Raw genomic sequence first — 1,270 nt, 5'->3', positions numbered from 1 at the left:
ACCACGTACAGCCCCACGAGGACCAGCAGCGCCAGCCCCAGCGTGCTCCAGGCCCCCAGCCGCGCCTCCACGGCCTCCGCCCAGGGCCCCCGGGCCAGGCTCCGCGTCTTCGCGAAGCGCACGCGCCCCTGAACCCGGGGGCGCGCCAGCGAGCGCCTTCGCCCCACGTCCCGCAGCCACGCGCCCGCGCGGAGCAGCACCAGCGCCACGTCATCCACGCCGTTGAAGGCCACCACGGCGCAGAAGCCCAACGCGACGACGCGGGCCACCCGGGCCTGCCAGAGATAGACGAGCCCATCCCGTGCCTGCCGGAACAACGACACAGGCGGCGCGGCGCCGTCATGCGCGGGCGGCACGGACGGCAGCGCCACCAGCAAGCCCGCTGACAGGAAGAAGGACGCCGCGTCGACCAGCAGCACGCCCTGGAGCCCCACCAGCGGAAACATCGCCGCCGCGAGCAGTGGCCCCAGCGCCTCGCCGGCCTGCGTCCCGAAGCCCACGCTGGCGTTGGCGGACTCCAGGTCCTCGCTCCGCACCAAGGCGGGAACCACCGCCCGGGAGGCGGGCTGGAACACCTGTCCGGCAATCGCCCGCGCGGCGACCAGGGCCAGCAGCACCGGCAGCGGCGGCATCGTGAGCGCGATGAGCGCCAGGAGCGCCCCTTGGAGCAGCTCGCAGGCAATCATCACCCGCTTGAGGTCGAACCGGTCGCTGATGGCCCCGGTGAGCGGCCCCAGCAAGGCGGGCGCGAAGTCCCCCACGAGCAGCAACAGGGACACGGCCAGCGCCTGTCCCGTCTGCTCCGCGACGTACAGCATGAGCGCCACCAGGCTGAGCGCATCCCCCGTGAAGGAGATGACTCGCGCGCCCCACAGGGCCCGGAACGCCGGGTGGTGACGCAGCAACGGAAGGGCACCCGTCCCGCGCCCGCTGGTGTTTGAATCACTCGCAGGAACCGACATGTGCCGCGCGTCTCCACCTTCGGGAATCAGGCCCGGCACCGTAGAGGAGACGCGTGGCGGGCTTCAATTCCCCAGCCACGGACAGGCGGGCACCTGGACCGGTCCGCCCAACGCCGGCACCCCACGATATACAGGTGGGCTCCCGCCGTTCCTCCCGGGCAAACGCGCGCCCCGCACCCCGGAAGAGAGCACCGGCATGACGATGCCCCAGTCCGAAACGACGAAGCCTGGAACGCCTCCCACGCCCACGCTCGCAACGTGGCTGCTCGCGGCGGCCTGTGCCTTCCACACGGCCTGTGGGGACGACC

General features: G+C 72.6%; 1 protein-coding gene. It reads right to left on the bottom strand.

The features are described 5' to 3' along the window. Nucleotides 1–962, bottom strand: a 962-nt coding sequence (locus G4D87_RS37895; protein WP_240358942.1) for an MFS transporter, incomplete at its 3' end; no start/stop codon positions are given. Nucleotides 963–1,270 lie beyond the last annotated feature (308 nt).

Source organism: Myxococcus vastator (assembly GCF_010894475.1).
Taxonomy (GTDB): Bacteria; Myxococcota; Myxococcia; order Myxococcales; family Myxococcaceae; genus Myxococcus; species Myxococcus vastator.
This window is presented reverse-complemented; position numbering and strand designations above follow the sequence as displayed.